General features: G+C 67.7%; 20 protein-coding genes. 11 read left to right on the top strand and 9 right to left on the bottom strand.

Annotation, left to right across the window (positions count from 1 at the left end; translation table 11 throughout):
- Positions 1-2: 2 nt before the first annotated feature.
- From cueR to LC039_RS06340, 5 genes are all read right to left on the bottom strand, one after another.
- A complete protein-coding gene (cueR, locus tag LC039_RS06360) occupies positions 3-395 on the bottom strand; it encodes a Cu(I)-responsive transcriptional regulator (RefSeq protein WP_226622353.1) in 393 nt (130 codons plus the stop codon).
- Entirely contained in the window at positions 392-2,881 is a 2,490-nt protein-coding gene (locus LC039_RS06355; RefSeq protein WP_226622351.1) for a heavy metal translocating P-type ATPase, read from the bottom strand. The genes cueR and LC039_RS06355 overlap by 4 nt, the downstream gene beginning before the upstream one ends.
- A gap of 101 nt (positions 2,882-2,982) precedes the next feature.
- Entirely contained in the window at positions 2,983-3,408 is a 426-nt protein-coding gene (locus tag LC039_RS06350) for a hypothetical protein (protein WP_226622350.1), read from the bottom strand.
- 103 nt (positions 3,409-3,511) lie between these two features.
- Positions 3,512-4,708, bottom strand: a complete 1,197-nt coding sequence (rlmN, locus tag LC039_RS06345) for a 23S rRNA (adenine(2503)-C(2))-methyltransferase RlmN (RefSeq protein WP_226622348.1) — start codon at positions 4,706-4,708, stop codon at positions 3,512-3,514.
- Positions 4,709-4,929: 221 nt separating this feature from the next.
- Positions 4,930-5,457 carry an invasion associated locus B family protein gene (locus tag LC039_RS06340; protein WP_226622341.1) on the bottom strand — a complete coding sequence of 176 codons (528 nt, stop codon included), beginning with the start codon at positions 5,455-5,457 and terminating at the stop codon, positions 4,930-4,932.
- A gap of 193 nt (positions 5,458-5,650) precedes the next feature.
- On the opposite strand from LC039_RS06340, the gene LC039_RS06335 reads away from it, so the two are divergent.
- Positions 5,651-6,676, top strand: coding sequence for an asparaginase (locus LC039_RS06335; protein WP_226622340.1), 1,026 nt, complete (start codon positions 5,651-5,653; stop codon positions 6,674-6,676).
- Between the two features lie 112 nt (positions 6,677-6,788).
- Here LC039_RS06335 and serB read toward each other — a convergent pair whose 3' ends face one another.
- The gene (serB, locus tag LC039_RS06330; protein WP_226622338.1) at positions 6,789-7,655 is read right to left on the bottom strand and encodes a phosphoserine phosphatase SerB; all 867 of its coding nucleotides are present in this window, start codon (positions 7,653-7,655) and stop codon (positions 6,789-6,791) included.
- Between the two features lie 178 nt (positions 7,656-7,833).
- Here serB and LC039_RS06325 point away from each other — a divergent pair, with 178 nt between their 5' ends.
- From LC039_RS06325 to LC039_RS06280, 10 genes are all read left to right on the top strand, one after another.
- Entirely contained in the window at positions 7,834-9,222 is a 1,389-nt protein-coding gene (locus LC039_RS06325) for a trypsin-like peptidase domain-containing protein (RefSeq protein WP_226622336.1), read from the top strand.
- Positions 9,223-9,233: 11 nt separating this feature from the next.
- Positions 9,234-10,553: a replication-associated recombination protein A gene (locus tag LC039_RS06320; protein WP_226622331.1), complete on the top strand. Its 1,320-nt coding sequence runs from the start codon at positions 9,234-9,236 to the stop codon at positions 10,551-10,553.
- Between the two features lie 177 nt (positions 10,554-10,730).
- Positions 10,731-11,105 (top strand): fluoride efflux transporter CrcB, encoded by a 375-nt coding sequence (gene crcB / locus LC039_RS06315; protein ID WP_226622329.1) that lies wholly within the window; start codon positions 10,731-10,733, stop codon positions 11,103-11,105.
- A complete protein-coding gene (locus LC039_RS06310; protein WP_226622328.1) occupies positions 11,102-12,154 on the top strand; it encodes an RluA family pseudouridine synthase in 1,053 nt (350 codons plus the stop codon). The genes crcB and LC039_RS06310 overlap by 4 nt, the downstream gene beginning before the upstream one ends.
- A gap of 4 nt (positions 12,155-12,158) precedes the next feature.
- Positions 12,159-12,836, top strand: a complete 678-nt coding sequence (locus LC039_RS06305) for an HAD-IA family hydrolase (protein WP_226622326.1) — start codon at positions 12,159-12,161, stop codon at positions 12,834-12,836.
- Complete coding sequence (locus LC039_RS06300) at positions 12,833-13,546, top strand: ATP12 family chaperone protein (RefSeq protein ID WP_226622325.1); 714 nt, start codon at positions 12,833-12,835, stop codon at positions 13,544-13,546. The genes LC039_RS06305 and LC039_RS06300 overlap by 4 nt, the downstream gene beginning before the upstream one ends.
- Before the next feature lie 195 nt (positions 13,547-13,741).
- On the top strand, positions 13,742-14,761 hold the full coding sequence (locus LC039_RS06295) for an amino acid ABC transporter substrate-binding protein (RefSeq protein ID WP_226622322.1): 1,020 nt from the start codon (positions 13,742-13,744) through the stop codon (positions 14,759-14,761).
- A gap of 163 nt (positions 14,762-14,924) precedes the next feature.
- Positions 14,925-16,358 (top strand): amino acid ABC transporter permease, encoded by a 1,434-nt coding sequence (locus tag LC039_RS06290; RefSeq protein WP_226622321.1) that lies wholly within the window; start codon positions 14,925-14,927, stop codon positions 16,356-16,358.
- 1 nt (position 16,359) lies between these two features.
- Complete coding sequence (locus tag LC039_RS06285) at positions 16,360-17,676, top strand: amino acid ABC transporter permease (protein ID WP_226622320.1); 1,317 nt, start codon at positions 16,360-16,362, stop codon at positions 17,674-17,676.
- A gap of 11 nt (positions 17,677-17,687) precedes the next feature.
- Entirely contained in the window at positions 17,688-18,476 is a 789-nt protein-coding gene (locus LC039_RS06280) for an amino acid ABC transporter ATP-binding protein (protein ID WP_319003707.1), read from the top strand.
- 338 nt (positions 18,477-18,814) lie between these two features.
- On the opposite strand, the gene LC039_RS06275 is transcribed toward LC039_RS06280, so the two are convergent.
- The 3 genes from LC039_RS06275 to argB are packed head-to-tail and all read right to left on the bottom strand — an operon-like array spanning position 18,815 to position 20,870.
- Positions 18,815-19,303 (bottom strand): SixA phosphatase family protein, encoded by a 489-nt coding sequence (locus LC039_RS06275; protein WP_226622319.1) that lies wholly within the window; start codon positions 19,301-19,303, stop codon positions 18,815-18,817.
- On the bottom strand, positions 19,300-19,980 hold the full coding sequence (locus LC039_RS06270) for a ferredoxin (RefSeq protein ID WP_226622318.1): 681 nt from the start codon (positions 19,978-19,980) through the stop codon (positions 19,300-19,302). Before LC039_RS06270 ends, LC039_RS06275 begins: the two co-directional genes overlap by 4 nt.
- Entirely contained in the window at positions 19,977-20,870 is an 894-nt protein-coding gene (gene argB / locus LC039_RS06265; protein WP_226622317.1) for an acetylglutamate kinase, read from the bottom strand. Before argB ends, LC039_RS06270 begins: the two co-directional genes overlap by 4 nt.
- Between the last annotated feature and the right edge of the window lie 47 nt (positions 20,871-20,917).

The following is a 20,917-nucleotide window of genomic DNA, read 5'->3' as shown; positions in this document are numbered from 1 at the left end:
GCTCAACCCTTGGAGCAGGCGAGATCGCTGAGGATCGGGCAGTCGGGCCGGTCGTCCCCGTGGCAGGCGTGGACGAGATGCGCCAGCGTGTCGCGCATCTGCTGCAGCTGGGCCAGCTTCTCGTCGATCTGCGCGAGGTGGTCCTCGGCGATGTGCTTCACCTCGGAACTGGCGCGGCTCTCGTCCTCGTAGAGCGCGAGCAGCGCGCGGCAGTCCTCGATGGTGAATCCCAGCGCGCGGGCGCGGGCCAGGAAGGCCAGCTTGTGCACGTCCTGCTCGGTGAAGGCGCGGTAGCCGTTGGCGCCCCGGTGCGGGGTCACAAGGCCGATGTCCTCGTAGTAGCGGATGGTCTTGGGCGGCAGCCCGGCTCGATCCGCAACGTCTCCGATGTTCATGCCTCTGCCTCCTGGGTGATCGGGGCCGGGGCCGGGCGCGTGTCGCGCTCCGGGGCCATGGCCGGGGCGAGCCGGCGCAGCCGCAGCGCGTTGCTCAGCACGAAGACCGACGAAAGCGCCATCGCCCCCGCCGCCAGCATCGGCGAGAGCAGCGTGCCGAAGGCCGGGTAGAACACCCCCGCCGCCACCGGGATCAGCGCGACATTGTAGCCGAAGGCCCAGAACAGGTTCTGGCGGATGTTGCGCAGCACCGCGCGGCTCAGGTGTACCGCCTCGACGACCCCCTTGGTATCGCCCGAGACCAGCACCACGTCGGCGCTCTCGATGGCGACATCGGTGCCGGTGCCCATGGCGAGGCCGACCTCGGCCTCGGCCAGCGCCGGGGCGTCGTTGATGCCGTCGCCGACGAAGCCCACCGCGCCGTGCGCGGCGCGCAGCGCCCGCACCGCATCGCGCTTGCCCTCGGGCAGCACCTCGGCCTCGACGTGGTCGATGCCGAGCTCGGCGGCGATGGCCTGCGCGGTGGCGCGCGTGTCGCCGGTGATCATCGCCGTCTTCAGCCCCATCCCGTGCAGCTTGGCGATGGCGGCCCTGGCACCGGGTTTGACCTTGTCGGCCACCGCCAGCGCCCCGGCGATCTGCCCGTCGACGGCGACCAGCACCGGCGTCTGCCCGGCCCCCGCGATCTCGTCATGCGCGGCGCTCAGCGGGCCGAGGTCGATCCCCTCGCGGGCCATCAGGCGGGCGGCGCCGACCAGCACGCGGCGGCCCTCCACGCGCGCACTGAGGCCGTGCCCGGCGATGGCTTCGACCTCTTCCGCCTGCGGCAGTCCCCCTTCGGCGGCGCGCTCGAGCGCGCGCGCGATCGGGTGCTCCGAGCTTTGCTCGGCGCTCGCGGCAAGGCGCAGCACTTCACCCTCGTCGAAGCCCGGGGCGGCGGCGGTGCGCACCAGCTCGGGGCGCCCCTCGGTCAGCGTTCCGGTCTTGTCGAAGGCGACGATGCCCACGCTCTCCAGCCGCTGCAGCGCGTCACCCTTGCGGAACAGCACGCCCAGCTCGGCAGCGCGCCCGGTGCCGACCATGATCGAGGTCGGCGTGGCAAGCCCCATGGCGCAGGGGCAGGCGACGATCAGCACCGAGACCCCGGCGACCAGCGCGTAGGTCAGCGCGGGGGAGGGGCCGAAGATCAGCCAAGCGAGGAAGGTCAGCGCAGCGACGGCGATGACGGCTGGCACGAACCAGATCACCACCTTGTCGGCCAGCGCCTGGATCGGCAGCTTGGCGCCCTGCGCCTCCTCGACCATGGCGATGATCCGCGCCAGCATGGTGTCGGCGCCGACCGCCGTGGCCCGGAAGCTGAGCGCGCCTGCGCCGTTGACCGTGCCGCCGACCACCGCGGTGCCGGTCGATTTTTCTACCGGTACCGGCTCGCCGGTGATCATGCTCTCGTCGACGTAGGAGCGCCCGGTCAGCACCTCGCCATCCACGGCGATGCGCTCGCCGGGACGCACGTGCAGCACGTCGCCCGCCACGACCTCGGCGATGGCCAGCTCGGTGATCTCGCCATCGCGCGCGACCCGCGCCGTCGATGGCTTCAGCCCCACCAGCCGTTTGATCGCCGCCCCGGTGCGGCCCTTGGCGCGCGCCTCGAGGAAGCGGCCCAGCAGGATCAGCGTGACGATCACCGCCGCGGCCTCGAAATAGACCGCCCGGGTGCCTTCGGGCAGCAGCCCGGGCAGGAAGAGCGCGACGGTGGAATAGAGCCAGGCCGCCAATGTGCCGAGCGCCACCAGCGAGTTCATGTCCGGCGCGCCCTTGAGCAGTAGCGGCATCCCGATCTGGTAGAAGCGCCGTCCGGGCCAGACCAGCACGGCCGTCACCAGCACGAATTGGATCAGCCAGGAGGTGGTCGTGCCGATGGTGGAGGCGATCAGGTGATGGACGCCGGGGATGAAATGTCCGCCCATCTCGATCAGGAATACCGGCGCGGTCAGTGCGGCGGCGACGATCAGGTCGCGCTTCAGCGCCGCCTGCTCGGCACCTTTGCGCGCCTCCTGCTCGGCGCTGTCATCGCTAGCAAGGCTTGCCTTGTAGCCCGCGCCCTCGACCGCGCCGATCAGCGCGAGGGCTTCGGCGGCCCCTGCCAGCAGGGTCACCTCGGCGGTCTCGCTGGCGAGGTTCACGCTGGCCGAGAGCACGCCCGGCACCTTGTTCAGCGCGCGCTCGACGCGGCCCGCGCAGGAGGCGCAGCTCATGCCCTCGATGCCGAGGCGCATGGTCGACTCGCCGGCAGGGTAGCCCGCCTTGTCCAGCGCGGCGCGCAGCGCGGGCACCCCGGCGCTGCCCTCGACGCGGGCCATCTTCGTCGCGAGGTTCACCGAGGCGTCGGTCACCCCCTCGACCCCGGCCAGCGCCTTCTGCGCGCGTCCGGCGCAGCCGCCGCAATTCATCTTCGTCACTTCGAAGCGCAGACTTCCATCGGCCATGATGCGACTCCTTCCAATCCTGGTTGGTCCCTCACATAGGGGTTCCAGTCACTGGAAGGTCAAGGGCCACCGCGCAACTTGGCACGGTCTCGTGATGCGGGTCAGTTGAGCGGACAGTCGCGGCGCGCCCGGCATTCCTCGCAGAGCAGTGGCAGGCCGACCCGCTCGGCGGCGTTGGCGAGGGTCAGGATATGCGCCGGGAGGACGAGCATGGTCGCCTCCGCCAGCGCCAGCTCGCGGTCCTGCTCGGTGGCGGTCAGCACGAACCGTGCAATGGCGCGCTCGTCGTCCGAGGTGCTCTGCGCCGCGACGGGGAGGATCAGCGGGCCGTGCCAGCCATGGCGGGTGAGAAGATCGGCAAGATCGCCGAGCGCGCGCAGGCAGGCGCGGGCAGGGGTAAAGCCGAGCGCGTCGCGCAGCTCGAGCTGCGCCGTGGCCTCGTCGTTGTCGCGCCAGAGCCGCAGCAGCCGCACCACCCGCGCTTCCGCGGGGCGCAGATCCACCCGGTCGAACCGTTCATGTCGCATGGAACCTCTCCCAGCCAGTCGCCCGCTCGGGGCCGTCGATCCGGGCTGTCCCGGAGACGGGACTGGCTGGGTGAGGTAATCCTGATAGTTTAGATCAGGTAAGTCAAGCCGCGCCGCCGAGGCCGGTTTCGGCCTCGATCTGCTTGCGCGATTTGCGGGCACGCTCGGTGGCGGACTTGAGCTGGCCACAGGCGGCCATGATGTCCTCGCCGCGCGGGGTGCGGATCGGCGAGGCATAGCCGGCCTTGTAGATGATGTCGGCGAATCGCTCGATCCGCTCCCAGTCCGAGCGCTGGTAGGGCGCGCCGGGCCATTCGTTGAACGGGATGAGGTTGATCTTGGCGGGGATGCCCTGGATCAGCTTCACCAGGCGGCGCGCGTCGGCGTCGCTGTCGTTCACGTCCTTGAGCATCACGTATTCGAAGGTGATGCGCTCGGAGTTCGACAGGCGCGGGTATTCACGCAGGGCGTTCAGCAGCTCCTCGATGTTCCAGCGCTTGTTGATCGGCACCAGCATGTTGCGGGTCTCGTCGGTGGTGGCGTGGAAGCTGACCGCCAGAAGGCAGCCGATCTCCTCGGCGCATTTGGCAATTTCCGGCACCACGCCCGAGGTCGACAGGGTGATGCGGCGGCGCGACAGGGCGATGCCCTCGCCGTCCATGGCGATCTTCATCGCGTCACGCACGTTGTCGAAGTTGTAGAGCGGCTCGCCCATGCCCATCAGCACGATGTTCGACAGCAGGCGCGGCCCGCTCTCGCCAGTGCCGGTGCCCGGCTCGGGCCATTCACCAAGGTCGTCGCGCGCCAGCATGACCTGGCCGATGATCTCGCCGGCGGTGAGGTTGCGCACCAGTTTCTGCGTGCCGGTGTGGCAGAAGGAGCAGGTCAGCGTGCAGCCCACCTGCGAGGAAATGCAGAGCGTGCCGCGATCTTCCTCGGGGATGTAGACCACCTCGACCTCGTGACCGCCGGCGATGCGCACGAGGTACTTGCGGGTGCCATCCGCCGAGACCTGCTTCGAGACGATCTCGGGCAGCTCGATGGTGAATTTCTCGGCCAGCAGCGCGCGGTAGTCCTTGGCGAGATTGGTCATCTCGGCAAAGTCGCGGGTGCCCCAGTGATAGACCCACTGCCAGATCTGGTTGACGCGCATCTTCGCCTGCTTCTCGGGCGTGCCTGCCTCGATCAGCGCGGCACGCAGGGCGTCACGGGTGAGCCCGATCAGGTTCAGCTTGCCGCTTTCCGGCAGCTTGCGGGGGATCGTCACCACGTCCTGGGTGATCGGCGCGCTGGCAGTCATCACGTCATCCTCGGAAAAAGAAGGCCACTCCATACAGGATTCGGCCGCAATAAGTCAAAGGGAACGCGCGGGCGCGTCCCCTTGCTGCAGCTCATCTGTGGATGGCCGGGCGAATTTCAACCGATATGCACGGCTCGCGACGTTTTCTTCGCGTCTTTTCGGAAAGACGAAAGGGCGGAGCGCCCGCCCTTCATCCTTCCCCGGACCTCACCGTCAGGGGATCAGCCGCCGCAGCGCTTCTCGGCGTCTTCCACCGCGGCGGTGAAGCCGAGCAGCGAGAAAGTGTCCTTGGTCTTCGTGCCGCGGCTCGAGCCGGCGGTCAGAACGGCGTCGGCGCCGCGCTTCATCGCGGCGATGATCTTGGCGTCGTCCTGCGGCGTCGCCGGCCAGGCCCATTCCCCCTCGGTGTAGAGCTCGAAGGTCTCGCCCGAGATGTCGACGCCCACGGTGGAGCCGCTGGCGAAGGGATAGCCGCCGGTAAAGGCCACCTGGCCCATGACGTTGGCTTCGGGGCGGTAGAACACCATCAGCAGGATGTCGCCGCGGCGGACCGACACCACGCGCCCGTCCTTGGTGTTGACGCTTTCCTTGTAGGTGGTCACCGCCCAGCACTCGCGCGGGCTGCTGCCCTCGAAGACCGACCAGTCGGTGATCGCGTTCACCCGGTTGGTGCTTTCTTCTTGCGCGAGCGCACCCGACGCGCTCAGCGCAAGCGCCGCGCCCAGAACCCCACCGAGAATTGACTTCATACCTGCAGCCTCCAGCCGTGCTTGCTTCTTGTTGCCCGGTCTGCGCCGCGACCTCGACAGCTCCGTTGCGGAGATCTGTCGGTCTCTTGACCAGCGCGACCATTCATGCTCGACGGCGGGACAATAGACCGAAACCCGCGGGGCGAGAAAGCCCCGATGGCAGAATATCGCTCGTTTGTGAGGACCCGCCCCGATGCTTCAGGCTCGCCAAGATAGCTTTACCGCCGCCGTGCCCCTGGTGGAGGTCCGCCGCGGCCCGCTCGCCGAGAGCCTGCACCTCGGGCACGCGGTGATCTGCGACACCTCCGGCGCCATCGTCGAGGCCTGGGGTGACCCGCAGGCGGTGGTCTACCCGCGCTCCTCGTCGAAGATGATCCAGGCCCTGCCGCTCGTCGCCTCGGGCGCCGCCGAGGCCTGGCACCTGACCCCGCCGCAACTGGCGCTGGCCTGCGCCTCGCACCAGGGCGCACCGATGCACGTCGGCGCGGTCGAGGCCTGGCTGGCCGACCTCGAGCTGTCCGACGACGACCTGCGCTGCGGCCCGCAGCCGAGCCGCGACAAGGCGCTGAAACTCGAGATGATCCGCGAGGGCCGGAGCCCGTGCCGTGTGCACAACAACTGCTCGGGCAAGCACGCGGGATTCCTGACGCTGAGCCAGTACCTCGGCGCCGGTCCGGACTACGTGCTGCCGGAGCACCCGGTGCAGGTCGCGGTCCGCGACGCCTTCGAGACCGTGACCGGCGAGGTCAGCCCCTGCTATGGCATTGACGGCTGCTCCGCCCCCAACCTCGCGACCACCATGCACGGCATGGCGCGGGCGATGGCCTGGTTCGCCGGGGCGCACCAGCGCCACGACGCGCTCAGCCGTGCCGGCGCGCAGCTGGTCGAGGCCATGTACGACTATCCCGATCTCGTCGCCGGCGAGGGCCGCGCCTGCACGCTGCTGATGCGCGCCGCGCTCGAGCCGATCGCGATCAAGACCGGGGCCGAGGGCTATTTCGTCGCCATCCTGCCGCAGCGCGGCCTCGGCGTGGCGGTGAAGATTATTGACGGGGCGACCCGCGCGGCGGAATGCGTCATGGCCTCGCTGCTGGTGCGGCTTGGTGCCGCGGACCCGGCGCATCCCGACGTGCACCGCTTCCTCAACCCCGAGGTGAGCAACTTCGACGGTCTGGTCACCGGCGAGATTCGCCCGCTCGACACGCTCTTCGCGGCCTGAGGGGAGCGGGCGTCGCGCGCGCCCCATTGTCTGGACGCGCGCCCCTTCGTCTAGATGAAACTCTCCCGGAGGAGTCGCCGCAGATGACGAGGGCAGCGCCCCCTCGCGCCTCTCAGCCCGCGAACTCGCTGCGCGCGTAGCCCTGCAGGAACAGCAGCGCCGTGAGATCCCCGAGGTTCACCCGCAGCGCGCATTCCGCCTGCACCGAGGGTTTGGCATGCAGCGCCACGCCGAAGCCGGCGCGGCCGAGCATGCCCAGATCGTTCGCCCCGTCGCCCACCGCCAGCACGTCGTCCTCGAGGATGCCGAGCCGGGCGGTGATCTCCTCCAGCGCCTGCACCTTGGCCTCGCGCCCGAGGATCGGCCGCGCCGGCACGCCGGTCAGCTTGCCGTCTTCCGTCAGCAGCGTGTTGGCGCGGTTCTCGTCGAACCCGATCTTCTCGGCGACACGCGCGGTGAAGGCGGTGAAACCGCCCGACACCAGCGCGGCATAGGCGCCGTTCGCCTTCATCGTCGCGACCAGCTCCGGGCCGCCGGGCATCAGCGTGATGCGGGTCTCGAGCACCTTGCCGATGACGCTCTCCGGAAGACCCTTGAGCAGCGCCACGCGCTCGGTCAACGCGCCTTCGAAATCGAGCTCGCCGTTCATCGCGCGGGCCGTGATCTCCTTCACATGCGCGCCGACCCCGGCTTCCTCCGCCAGCTCGTCGATGCATTCCTGCTGGATCATCGTGCTGTCCATGTCCGCCAGCAGCATCTTCTTGCGGCGCCCTTCGGCGGGCAGAACGTTCAGATCGGCCTGCTGAGCGAGCGAGGCGCGCACCTCCTCGAAGTTGCCGGGCACCGCCTCGACCGGGAATTCCGCCGCCTCGCCGTCCGAGAGCACGGTGACCGGACCGCCGCCTAAGGCATTGCGCAGGCTCTCGACCAGCGCGGTATCCAGGGTGCCGGGGCGGGCGATGAGCGAGACGATCTGCATGAGGAGCACTCCAATGTCTGACGCGGCGGCTTCTGGCATGGAGTGCGCGGCTTTTCCAGCCTCCGCGGGAAGGCGGGGCAGGGCACAGTGCACGAAAAGCGCACGCGGAGCGCACCGGGGCGTGACTTGCAATCGCGGGATTGCCCCGACATATCGAAAGGTACTGGAGGACCGCATAATGCTCCGAAACATCCTGATCGTGCCCGCCCTTGCCCTCACGCTCACCGCAGTCCCGGCCCTTGCCGAGACGCAGGTGCCGCAGAGCCAGGCGGAAATCTCCCTCTCCTTCGTGCCCTTGGTGAAACAGGCGACGCCCGCCGTGGTGAACATCTACGCCAGCCGCGTGGTCGAAGCCCGCAGCCCCTTTGCCGGCGATCCGCTCTTCGGCAATCTCTTCCAGGACTTCCGGGGCCGCCCGCGGGTGCAGAACTCGCTCGGCTCCGGGGTGATCCTGTCCGAGGACGGCATCGTGGTGTCGAACTACCACGTGGTCGGCCAGGCCACCGACATCCGCGTGGTGCTCAACAATGGCGCCGAATACGACGCCGAGGTGCTGCTGGCCGACGAGGAGGCGGACCTCGCCATCCTCAAGCTCGACGGCGCGCAGGACATGCCCTTCCTGCCGCTGCGCGACAGCGACACGGTCGAGGTGGGCGAGCTGGCGCTGGCGATCGGCAATCCCTTCGGTGTCGGCCAGACCGTCAGCTCGGGCATCGTCTCGGGGCTGGCGCGCTCGGGCACGGCCACCGGCAATGCCCGCGGCTACTTCATCCAGACCGACGCGCCGATCAACCCGGGCAATTCGGGGGGCGCGCTGATCGACGTGAAGGGCCAGCTCATTGGCGTGAACACCTCGATCCTCACCCGGTCCGGCGGCTCCAACGGCATCGGTTTCGCCATCCCCTCGGCGCTGGTGCGCCAGTTCGTCGAGCAGGCCGAGGCGGGCAAGACCTCCTTCGAGCGCCCCTGGGCCGGGATGACCGGGCAGAGCGTCGACGCCGATCTCTCGGAAAGCCTCGGCATGGGGCTGCCCGGCGGCGTGCTGGTCTCGCAACTGCACGAGGCCAGCCCCTTCGCGCAGGCCGGGCTCGACGTCGGCGACGTGGTGCTGGCGGTGGACGGGCAGGGGGTGAACACGCCTGCCGAGATGCTCTACCGCATGTCGGTCACCGGGCTCGGTCACGAGGCGCAGATCACCTACCTGCACGACGGCGCGCAGCGGCAGGCCAAGGTCGCGATGATCGCCGCCCCCGACGATCCGCCGCAGCAACGCGTCACGCTGGACGAGCGCGCCGTGTTGCCGGGGCTGACGCTGGCGCGGCTCAACCCGGCGGTGCAGACCGAGCTCGGCCTGCCGCTGGCGGGTGGCGAGGGCGTGGTGGTGGTCGACCCCGGCCCCTGGGGCGCGCGGATCGGCCTGCAGCGGGGCGACCTGCTGCGCGCGGTCAATGGCCAGGACATCGAATTGCCGGGCGATGTTGACGATCTGCTGAAGAGCGCCGCGCCGCGCATCCAGATCGACGCACAGCGCGGCAACGGTCGCATCTCCCTGCGGTTCCGGGTCTGAGGGGCGTAGGCGTGGCCGATCTCTTCGACGATCCCGCGGGCCGCAGCCCCGAACCCGAGCGGAGCGGCCCCCGCCCGCTGGCGGACCGGCTGCGCCCGAAGGCGCTCGGCGAGGTGATCGGTCAGCAGCAGGTGCTCGGCCCCGAGGCGCCGCTCGGGGTGATGCTCGCCTCGGGGGCGCTGTCGAGCCTGATCTTCTGGGGGCCGCCCGGGGTCGGCAAGACCACCATCGCGCGGCTTCTTGCGGATGCGACGGACCTGCACTTCGTGCAGATCAGCGCCATCTTCACCGGCGTGCCCGAGCTGCGGAAGGTCTTCGAGGCCGCGAAGATCCGCCACCGCAACGGCCAGGGCACCTTGCTCTTCGTCGACGAGATCCACCGCTTCAACAAGGCCCAGCAGGACGGCTTCCTGCCGCATATGGAGGACGGGACGATCCTCCTCGTCGGCGCCACCACCGAGAATCCCAGCTTCGAGCTCAACGCGGCGCTGCTGTCGCGGGCGCAGGTGCTGGTGCTGGAGCGCCTCTCTCGCGACGATCTCGAGGGTCTCGCGCAGCGCGCCGAGCACGAACTCGGCCGGAGCCTGCCGCTGGACGGCGCCGCCCGCACCGCGCTGCTGGAAATGGCCGACGGCGACGGCCGGGCGCTGCTCAACTTGATCGAACAGATCATGGCCTGGCGCGTCGAAGGCGCGCTCTCGACCGAGGCGCTCTCGACCCGGCTGATGCGCCGCGCGGCGCAATACGACAAATCCGGCGACGGCCACTACAACCTGATCTCGGCGCTGCACAAATCGGTGCGCGGCTCGGATCCCGACGCGACGCTCTACTGGTTCGCCCGGATGCTCGAGGCCGGGGAAGACCCGCGCTTCCTCGCCCGGCGCATCACCCGCATGTCGGTCGAGGACATCGGCCTTGCCGATCCGCAGGCGCAGGCGATCTGCCTGCAGGCCTGGCAGACCTACGAGCGACTCGGCTCCCCCGAGGGCGAGCTGGCGCTGGCGCAGGCGCTGGTCTACCTCGCGCTGGCACCGAAATCGAACGCCACCTACGTCGCCTACAAGGCCGCGCGCGCCGCGGCGAAGAAGACCGGCTCGCTCAGCCCGCCCAGGCACATCCTCAACGCCCCGACCAAGCTGATGAAGGAGCAGGGCTACGGCAGCGGCTACGCCTATGACCACGACGCCGAGGACGGGTTTTCCGGCCAGGACTACTTTCCCGAGGAGATCGGCCGCGACAGCTACTACACCCCGGTCGAGCGCGGCTTCGAGCGCGACCTGAAGAAGCGCCTCGAGTATTTCGCGAAGCTGCGCCGCGATCGGAACGGCTGATCTTCTTCTAGGGGCAAATATCCCGGGGGAGTCCGCCTTCGCGGACGGGGGCAGAGCCCCCAAGGCGCGCCGCCTGCCGCTCGCCTGACCTTAGGGCATGACGGGCTTGCACGCCCGCCGTGGCTCCGAACCCCCGAAAATCTTGACATTCCGCCCCCCCTCGCACATGTCCCGCGGATGATCCTCACGGTTTTACAGGTCGCGCTCGGCGGAGCGCTCGGCGCCAGCGGGCGCTATCTGACCGGCCTCGCCATGGCGCGGCTGCTGGGCAAGGGATTCCCCTGGGGCACGCTGACGGTGAACATCCTCGGCTCCTTTGTCATGGGCGCCATCGTGGTGATCCTTGCCAATACCTCCAACCGCTTCGCGCCGTTCCTGATGACCGGCGTGCTCGGCGGTTTCACAACCTTCTCGGCCTTCTCGCTGGATTTCGCCACGCTCTACGAGCGCGGCGACGTCGCGCAGGCGGGCCTTTACGTGGCGGTCTCGGTGGCCGTCTCGCTGGCGGCGCTCTTCGCGGGGCTGCTGGTCACTCGGAGTTTCTTTGCATGAGCCGCGTTCAGACAGTCACCGTGGGGCCGGGCGACGGCGATCAGCGTCTCGACCGCTGGATGAAACGCCATTTCCCGCACGTCCCGCAGGGGCGCATCGAGAAGATGTGCCGCAAGGGCGAGATTCGCGTCGATGGCGGCCGGGTGAAGGCCTCGACCCGCCTTGCCGTGGGCAACCAGGTGCGCGTTCCGCCGCTGCCCGAGCCTGAGGAAATGGCCAAGGTCGCGGCGCAGCCGAAGTCGAAGATCTCGGATGCCGACACCAAGCTGATCCAGTCCTGCGTGCTGTGGAAGGACGATCACATCATCGCCCTCAACAAGCCGCCGGGCATGCCGACGCAGGGCGGCTCCAAGCAGACCCGCCACGTTGACATGCTGTCGGAGGCGCTGAAATTCGGCTACGACGAGAAGCCGCGTCTCGTGCACCGGCTCGACAAGGACACCTCGGGGGTGCTGCTGCTGGCGCGCACCCGCGAGATGGCGCAGGGCCTCACCGCCGCGATCCGCCACAAGGAAACCCGCAAGATCTACTGGGCGCTGGTCGCCGGTGTGCCGACGCCCTACCTCGGTGAGATCAAGTACGGGCTGGTCAAGGCCGGCGGCCACGGCAAGTCGGGAGAGGGCGAAAAGATGCGCGCCATCCACCCGCGCGAGATCGACAGCACCCCCGGTGCCAAGCGCGCCCACACGCTCTACGCCACGCTCTACCGCGTCGCGGGCCGGGCGAGCTGGGTGGCGATGGAGCCGATCACCGGCCGCACCCACCAGCTTCGCGTGCATATGGCCGAGATCGGCCATCCGATCATCGGCGACGGCAAGTACGGCGGCTCGGGGCAGGAGAACCTCGGCGACGGCTGGGGCGCACAGCTCGGCGGCATCATCTCGAAAAAGCTGCACCTGCACGCGCGGTCGATGACCTTCCTGCACCCGGCGACCAAGAAGCCGGTCACCGTCACCGCGCCGCTGCCCGAGCACATGGCGCAAAGCTGGGAGACCTTCGGCTGGACCGAGGATCTCGCCGCGGACGATCCCTTCGAAGAGCTGCACTGAGACCATGGACCTCAAGCTGATCATCTTTGACGTCGACGGCACGCTGGTCGACAGCCAGGCGGATATTCTCGCCTCGATGCGCGGGGCCTTTGCCGAGGTCGGCATGGAGGCTCCGAGCCGCGAGGAGATCCTCGGCATCGTCGGCCTGTCGCTGCCGCTGGCGGTGGCGCGGCTCGCACCGGGCGTGGATGCCGCGACGATCGAGGCGATGGTCGAGGGCTACAAGCAGAGCTACATGCGCCTGCGCAGCGCCAATGGCACAGAGGCCAGCTCGCCGCTCTACCCCAACGTCCGCGAGGTGCTGGATGCGCTGCACGCGCGGCCCGAATGGCTGCTCGGCATTGCCACCGGCAAATCGCGCCGCGGGCTCGACCGGCTGGTCGACGGACATGGCATCCGCCGGCTCTTCGTCACCCAGCAGTGCGCCGACGATCACCCCTCGAAGCCGCATCCGGCAATGATCCAGGCGGCGCTGGCCGAGGCCGGCGTCGAGCCGCATCAGGCGGTGATGCTGGGCGACACGAGCTTCGACATGGATATGGCCGCCTCTGCCGGGGTCCACGGGATCGGCGTCAGCTGGGGCTATCACGACCGCGCGCGGCTTGCCTCCGCGCGCACAATCATCGACGACATCCGCGCGCTTCCGGCGCTGCTGGAGCAACTCTGGAGCCAAGCCGCATGAGCGAATGGGCCCCCCGCCGCTTCTACAAGGACGCCACGGTCGAAGAGGCCGAAGGCGGTTTCATCGTACATCTCGACGGGCGCCCGCTGCGCACCCCGGGCAAGGCGCCGCTGGTGGTGCCGACCCGGGCCATCGCGGAAGCCATGGCCGAGGAATGGCGCGCGCAGGACGAGAAGATCGACCCGCGCACCATGCCCTTCACCCGGACCGCCAACAGCGCCATCGACAAGGTCGCGCCGCAGCACCCCGAGGTGGCCGAGATGCTGGCCGAATACGGCGACAGCGATCTGCTGTGCTACCGTGCCGACAGCCCGGCGGAACTGGTCGCGCGGCAGGCCGAGCGCTGGGATCCGCTGCTCGACTGGGCGGCGCGCGAAATGGGCGCCCGGCTGGAGCCGCGCACCGGGATCATGCACGCCTCCCAGCCCGTGGCGCCGCTGCGCCTGCTTGCCGAGCGGACCCATGCCTTCAGCCCGTTCGAACTGGCGGCCTTCCACGATCTCGTGGCGCTCACCGGTTCCCTGGTCCTCGGCTTCGCGGCGACCGGGCGCGAGCATGACGCCAAGGAACTCTGGGCGCTGTCGCGGCTCGACGAGACCTTTCAGGAAGAGCTCTGGGGCGAAGACGAGGAAGCGCGGGAAGCGGCTGAAATCAAACGTGAGGCCTTCCTTCACGCCCACCGCTTTTTTGCCCTCTGCCAAGCTGCCTAATCTGAATCCTCTTCAGGGATCCTTGCGTAAGATCTGGGCATTTGCTTGCCTTTTTCGCGTCGCACCGGCTTGACCTCGCCAAAACTTTGCTCCCAAACTCCCGTCAGCACAGGGAGGGAGCCCCTGGCTAATAAGCCGATCCAGCAAGGATCAAGGAACCGGCTCACGAGAGCCGGAAAACAGGAAGAGGTTAACATGAAAAAGACCGTAACTCTCGGCGCTCTGACCGTCGCCGCACTCGCGGCCGGCGCAGCCGGCGCCGCGACCCTGGACGACGTGAAAGCGCGCGGGGAGCTGAAGTGCGGTGTGTCCACGGGCCTCGCCGGTTTCTCGGCACCCGATGCAAACAACGTGTGGCAGGGCTTTGACGTGGCGTACTGCCGTGCGCTCGCCGCAGCCGTCCTGGGCGACCCGATGGCGGTGTCCTTCACCCAGACCACCGGTCAGACCCGCTTTACCGCGCTGGCCTCCGGCGAGATCGACGTGCTGGCCCGCAACACCACCTGGACCTTCTCGCGCGATGTCGACCTGAAGTTCGAATTCGTCGGCGTGAACTACTACGACGGCCAGGGCTTCATTGCACCGAAGTCGCTGGGCGTGGCTTCGGCCAAGGAACTCGATGGCGCCACCGTCTGCATCCAGACCGGCACCACCACCGAGCTGAACCTCGCGGACTTCTTCCGCGCCAACAACATCAGCTACGAGCCGGTTCCGATCGAGACCAACGCTGAAGCGCAGCAGCAGTACCTGGCCGGCGCCTGTGACGTCTACACCACCGACGCCTCGGGCCTCGCAGCCACCCGCGCCACCTTCGAGACCCCGGCCGATCACGTGATCCTGCCGGAAATCATCTCGAAAGAGCCGCTTGGTCCGCTCGTCCGCCACGGCGACAACGAGTGGGGCGACATCGCCCGCTGGACCCTGAACGCTCTGGTTGCCGCCGAAGAATACGGCGTGACCTCGGCCAACATCGCGGAGCTGTCCTCGGCCCCGACCAACAACCCCGAGATCAACCGTCTGCTCGGCACCGAGGGTGAACTGGGCGCAATGCTCGGCCTCGACGCCGAATGGGCGCAGCGCGCCATCATGGCGGGCGGCAACTACGGCGAGATCTTCGAGAAGAACATCGGCGAAGCCACCCCGATCGGCCTGTCGCGCGGCCTGAACGCGCAGTGGACCGAAGGCGGCCTGCTCTACAGCCCGCCGTTCCGCTGATACCGGACTTGGCGAGGGGCGCAGGGACAACCTGCGCCCCTTTCCACCTTCAGACCTTCAGACGATTTCGCCTTCATAAAACGAAAGCACGCTTCCGGCAGGGCAGACGGCGGAGCAACCGCTGCGGACCCGAGAGATGACGGAAGCGTCCGGGGAGAACTAAATGGCGACCATCTCGGATCCGCCGGAGCGTGGCTTCCGGCTGAGTCAGCTTATTTTCGACACGCGCTATCGCTCGATGACCATCCAGGTCGTCGCGATGATCCTGATAGGGCTGCTGCTGTCGTGGCTGATTTCCAACACGATCAACAACCTCGAGGCCCTGGGCAAGGACTTCGACTTCGGATTCCTGTCGCAGCCCGCGGGCTATGACATCAACCAGCAGCTCATCGACTACAACAACCAGATGACCCATGGCCGCGCCGCGCTCGTGGGGATCCTCAACACGTTGCTGGTCGCGGTGATGGGCTGTGCCCTCGCTACGGTGCTCGGCGTGATCGCGGGCGTGCTGCGCCTGTCGAACAACTGGATCGTCTCGCGGCTGACGGCGGTCTACGTCGAGGGCTTCCGCAACGTGCCGCTGCTGCTGTGGATCGTGCTGATCTTCGCGCTGATGACCGAGTCCATGCCGACACCGCGGGATTTCCGCGGCGAGGACGGCTCTTCGATGATCCTCGGCGAAAGCGTCGCGATCACCAACCGCGGCGTCTACATCCCTAACGTCGTGTTCAGCCGCTCGCTGGGCGGCAATGAGATCGCGGCCCCCGAGCCCGAGGCCGCAGCCCCCGCAGCATCCACCGGCGCCAATATGGCCGGCACATACGGCGCAAGCCGCATCGCCACCGGCGGTGCCGGCGTGCAGACCGGGCAGGCCGACGACAACGCCTCCGGCAGCGCCGAGGGCGGCTCGGACGCCGGTACCGAAGAGGGCGGAGAGGTCATCCCGAGTTCCTCCGGCTGGGACTGGCTGCTGATCCTCGCGGTGCTCATCGCGGGCGGCATCGGGGCCAGGGTTCTCGGCAAGCGCGCCTCGCATATCCAGGAAGCCACGGGCAAACGCCCGACGACCCTGCCGCTGCAGATCGCCGCCATCCTCGTGCCGCTGATCGTGGTGCTGGTGGCACTCGGCGCCTCGCTCGACAAGCCCGAGCTCGGCGGCTTCAACTTCGACGGCGGCGTGCACCTGCGCAACTCGCTGATCGCCCTGTGGCTGGCGCTGTCGCTCTACACCGGCGCCTTCATCGCCGAGATCGTGCGTGGCGGCATCCTCGCCATCTCCAAGGGGCAAACCGAGGCGGCCTACGCGCTGGGTCTGCGTCCGGGCACCACGATGAACCTGGTGATCCTGCCGCAGGCGCTGCGGGTGATCATCCCGCCGCTGATCTCGCAGTTCCTCAACCTCACCAAGAACAGCTCGCTGGCCATCGCGGTGGGCTACATGGACGTGCGCTCGACCCTCGGGGGCATCACCATCAACCAGACCGGCCGCGAGCTCGAGGGCATGCTGTTGCTGGGTCTGTTCTACCTGGTGCTGAGCCTGCTGATCTCGGGCGTGATGAACGTCTACAACTCCTCCGTGAAGCTGAAGGAGCGGTGACATGAGCGATACGCATGCACAGACCGTCGCCTATGTCCGCGACACCATGCTCGACCAGCAGGATCCGCCGCTGAACCAGACCGGCGCGCTGAAGTGGATCCGCGAGAACCTGTTCTCCGGCTGGCTGAACATCATGCTCACCCTGCTCTCGCTCTGGGTCATCTACGCCGCGCTGAGCCACCTGCTGCCCTGGGCGCTGCGGGGCATCTGGGACGCGTCGAACCTGTCGCAGTGCCGGGAGATCATCGCCGAGCGTTATGGCGCGGGCACGCCGGCGGCCTGCTGGGCCGTGCTGGCGGAGCGCTGGCCGCAGCTGATCTTCGGCTTCTTCCCGAAAGAGCTCTACTGGCGCCCGATCCTGGCCTTCCTGATCTTCCTCGCCGCGGTCGCGCCGGTGCTGTTCAGCTCGGTGCCGCGCAAGATGCTCTGGGTTTCGGCGCTCGCACCCTTCGTGCTGTTCTGGCTGATCTGGGGCGGCTCGCTCTGGGGTCCGGTCGCGGCCATCCTCGGCTTCGTCATCGCCTGGGCAATCATGGCCTTTGCCGCGCCGAAGATCGGCACGCTGCTGTCGGTGATCCTGGCGATCGTCGTGCCGGTGATCTACTGGCTGACCCTTTGCGGTCCGCTCGCTGGCGCGCTGGCCTCGGTGGTGCCGCTGGCGCTCGAGCAGGTGCCGACGCAGAACATGGGCGGCTTCATGCTGGCCACGATCATCGGCGTGTCGGGCATCGTGCTGTCGCTGCCGCTGGGCATCCTGCTGGCGCTGGGACGCCAGTCGGACATGTTCATCATCAACAAGTGCTCGGTGGCCTTCATCGAGATCATCCGCGGCGTGCCGCTGATCGTCTGGCTGTTCACCGCGTCGCTGCTGCTGAACTACTTCCTGCCGCCGGGCACCAACTTCGACCTGATGCTGCGTGTCATCATCATGGTGACCCTGTTCTCGGCGGCCTATATCGCCGAGGTGGTCCGTGGCGGTCTCGCCGCGCTGCCGAAGGGTCAGTACGAGGCCGCGGACGCGCTGGGGCTGGACTACTGGAAATCGATGCGGCTGATCATCCTGCCGCAGGCGCTGAAAATCTCGATCCCGGGGATCGTGAACACCTTCATCGGCCTGTTCAAGGATACCACGCTGGTCGTTTTCATCGGCCTTCTCGATCCCATTGGCCTGTCCAACTCGATCCGGGCGACCACCGATTGGAACGGCGTTTACTGGGAACTCTTCGTCTTTATCGGTCTGTGCTTCTTCATCTTCTGCTTCAGCATGGGCCGCTATTCGCTCTTCCTCGAGAAAAAGCTCCGCAGAGAGCACCGCTAAGGAGACCTCCAATGTCTGAACTTGCAACACGCGAAGTCGATCGCAGCCAGATGAAGGTCTCCGACGAGGTGGCCATCCAGATCAGCAAGATGAACAAGTGGTTCGGGACCTTCCACGTGCTGCGCGACATCGACCTGACCGTCTACCGCGGTGAGCGGATCGTCATTGCCGGCCCTTCGGGCTCGGGCAAGTCGACGATGATCCGCTGCATCAACCGTCTGGAGGAACACCAGGCGGGCAGCATCATGGTCGATGGCATCGAACTGAGCTCTGACCTGAAGAACATCGACAAGATCCGCTCCGAGGTCGGCATGTGCTTCCAGCACTTCAACCTCTTCCCGCATCTGACAATTCTCGAGAACTGCACGCTCGCGCCGATCTGGGTTCGCAAGATCCCCAAGAAGCAGGCGGAAGAGACCGCGATGCATTTCCTCGAGAAGGTGAAGATCCCCGAGCAGGCCAACAAGTACCCCGGCCAGCTCTCGGGCGGGCAGCAGCAGCGCGTGGCGATCGCCCGCTCGCTGTGCATGAAGCCGCGGATCATGCTCTTCGACGAACCGACCTCGGCGCTCGACCCGGAGATGATCAAGGAAGTGCTCGATACGATGGTCGAACTGGCCGAAGAGGGCATGACCATGCTTTGCGTCACGCACGAAATGGGATTCGCCCGGCAGGTCGCGAATCGGGTCATCTTCATGGATGCGGGACAGATCGTGGAACAGAATGAACCTGAGGAATTCTTTAATAATCCGCAGCACGAGCGGACGAAACTCTTCCTCAGCCAGATTCTCGGCCATTAATCCACAAGAGAATCCGAATATTAATCGCGAGTCCCATTAATTTGGGGCTCGTTTTTTTGTCACTTGTGTTACAGTCTCTTCCGAAGCGTCTCAGTTTTGACGCTTTTCGGCAACGTGCCGAATGAAATCTGTACCGGTTTCCATGAAGGGACTTGCGTATAGTGGTCGACCGAGTGTCGCCCGAGGTCGGATCGCCGTAGGGGAGGACGTGCGAGACGATGCGGCTGACCCGGACCACGTGACGGAAGGGCCTTTGCCAAGTGACCGGCTACAGCGGCGCTCGCGATCCTTTGGGAGGGGGATCGCGGGCGTCACTTTTTTCAGGTCAGCTCACTTGGTCAGGTCAGCTCACGCGGCACCGTGAAGGCATGGCAACGGGCTGTGCCCAGCCGGGCCTCGTGCCACTCAGCAAGCTCGAAATCCGCGACCAGCGTGGCACCGGTGGGGTAGGTGCCGAATTTCGGATGTTCCGGGCCGCGCGCAACCACGGCATTGGCGAACTCGCCGATCCCCGGATTGTGCGCCAGCATCAGCACGGTCTCGCCGCTCGCCCCCTGCAGGCTCTTCAGCAGCGTCGCGGGGCCTGCAAGGTAGAGCCGGTCCTCGAAGCGGGTCGCCACCTCTCCGAGCGCGAGCAACTCCAAAGTCTCACGGGTGCGTGCTGCGGAAGAGCAAAGGATCTGATCGGGCTGGAGGCCCTGTGCGCGGAGCCAGTCTCCAAGCGCCTGTGCACTCTTGCGCCCGCGCGCGTTGAGCGGCCGCGCGTGATCCGGCATGCCAACCGACCAGTCGGATTTCGCATGCCGCATGAGGATGAGCCGTTTCATGAGGTGTCCCCCGTCTCCGGACGCCAGTGTTCCATGAACGAGGCCATGTGGAAAGCGGCCTGCGACGGCTGTCGTTGCATGTTCGCCGACGCCGGGCAGGCACGGCGCACGAGGCAGCCACGGGTTCGGCAGTCCGCGCCCTCGGGGCGGCGCAGGTGGCGCTGGCAGGCGTCCACCTCATAGGGCGCACCGGAGCCGAGCGCGCCGACGGGACAGGCGCTGCGGCAGGGCTGCGCGCAGGCGATGCAGGGAGACGCGGGTCTCGGCGGGAGGTCCAGTCTCTGGGGCAGGCAAATGGCCCCGCGGTAGCTGATCAGCAGGCCCGCACGCGCGTGGACCAGCAGGCCGGGCGGGGCGGAAAAGGCGTCGCCGCTGGCCAGCGCCCAGCCGAAGAAGGAGGGGTAGGGCGGCCCGTCAGAAGGGAAAACCGCCGTGCCGTCGAACCGCTCCGCCAGCGAACCGATCACCCGCTTGGACCAGCGGTCAAGCGGCGCGCGCGCGCCATCCAGGAATTCGGAAGAGGCCGAGAAGATCGGCCAGAAGCGTGGTTCGTCGGGACCGAGCAGCAGCAGCGTGCCGCATCGGTCGGGCGCACCATCGCCGGGCGCGGGATGGAAGGTGCCGCGCAGGGCAAGGCCATCCGTCCGCGCCGCGGCGTCGATGTCACAAGGGGTCACGTGCGCGGGCGCACCGGCTCTAGGTCGGCGCGGCGGATCAGCGAACCGGCGCCATGCTCGGTGAAGAGTTCGAGCAGGCAGGCATTCGGCACGCGCCCGTCGAGGATGACCACCGCGCGCACGCCCTCCTCGACCGCTTTCAGCGCGGTCTCGGTCTTGGGGATCATGCCGCCGGCGATGGTGCCGTCCTCGGTCATCGCGCGGACGTCTTCCGGGGTCATCTGGGTGACCACCTCGCCGGCCTTGTTCTTCACGCCCGACACGTCGGTGAGCAGCAGCAGGCGATCGGCCTTCAGCGCCCCCGCCAATGCGCCCGCGGCGGTGTCGCCATTGACGTTGAAGGTCTCCAGGTAGTCCATGCCGGTGGCAACCGGGGCGACCACGGGGATGATCCCGGCGGCGAAGAGATCGTGCAGCACCTGCACGTTGCATTCGACCGGGCGGCCGACGAAGCCCAGTTCCGGATCATCCGCCTCGCAGACGATGAGGTCGTCATCCTTGCCCGACAGGCCCACGGCGCGGCCGCCCTCGTCCATGATTGCCTGCACGATGCGCTTGTTGACGAGGCCGGTCAGCACCATCTCGACGACCTCGACGGTGGCCTGGTCGGTGACCCGCTTGCCGCGCTTGAACTCGGACTGGATGTTCAGCTTTGCGAGCATGTCGTTGATCATCGGGCCGCCGCCGTGCACGACGACCGGGTTCACCCCGACCTGGCGCATCAGCACGATGTCCCGGGCAAACTCGGCCATGGCGTCTGTGTCGCCCATGGCATTGCCGCCGAACTTCACCACCACGATCGCGCCCGTATAGCGCTGCAGGTAGGGCAGGGCTTCGTTCAGGGTGCGGGCGGTGGCGATCCAGTCTCGGTTCATCGTCTGCTTCTTCATCTGGGGTGCATCCTCGATGCGGGAATATCTCTGCCTTGGCAGAACTA

The organism is Alloyangia pacifica, assembly GCF_020524285.1.
GTDB lineage: Bacteria > Pseudomonadota > Alphaproteobacteria > Rhodobacterales > Rhodobacteraceae > Salipiger > Salipiger pacificus_B.
This window is presented reverse-complemented; position numbering and strand designations above follow the sequence as displayed.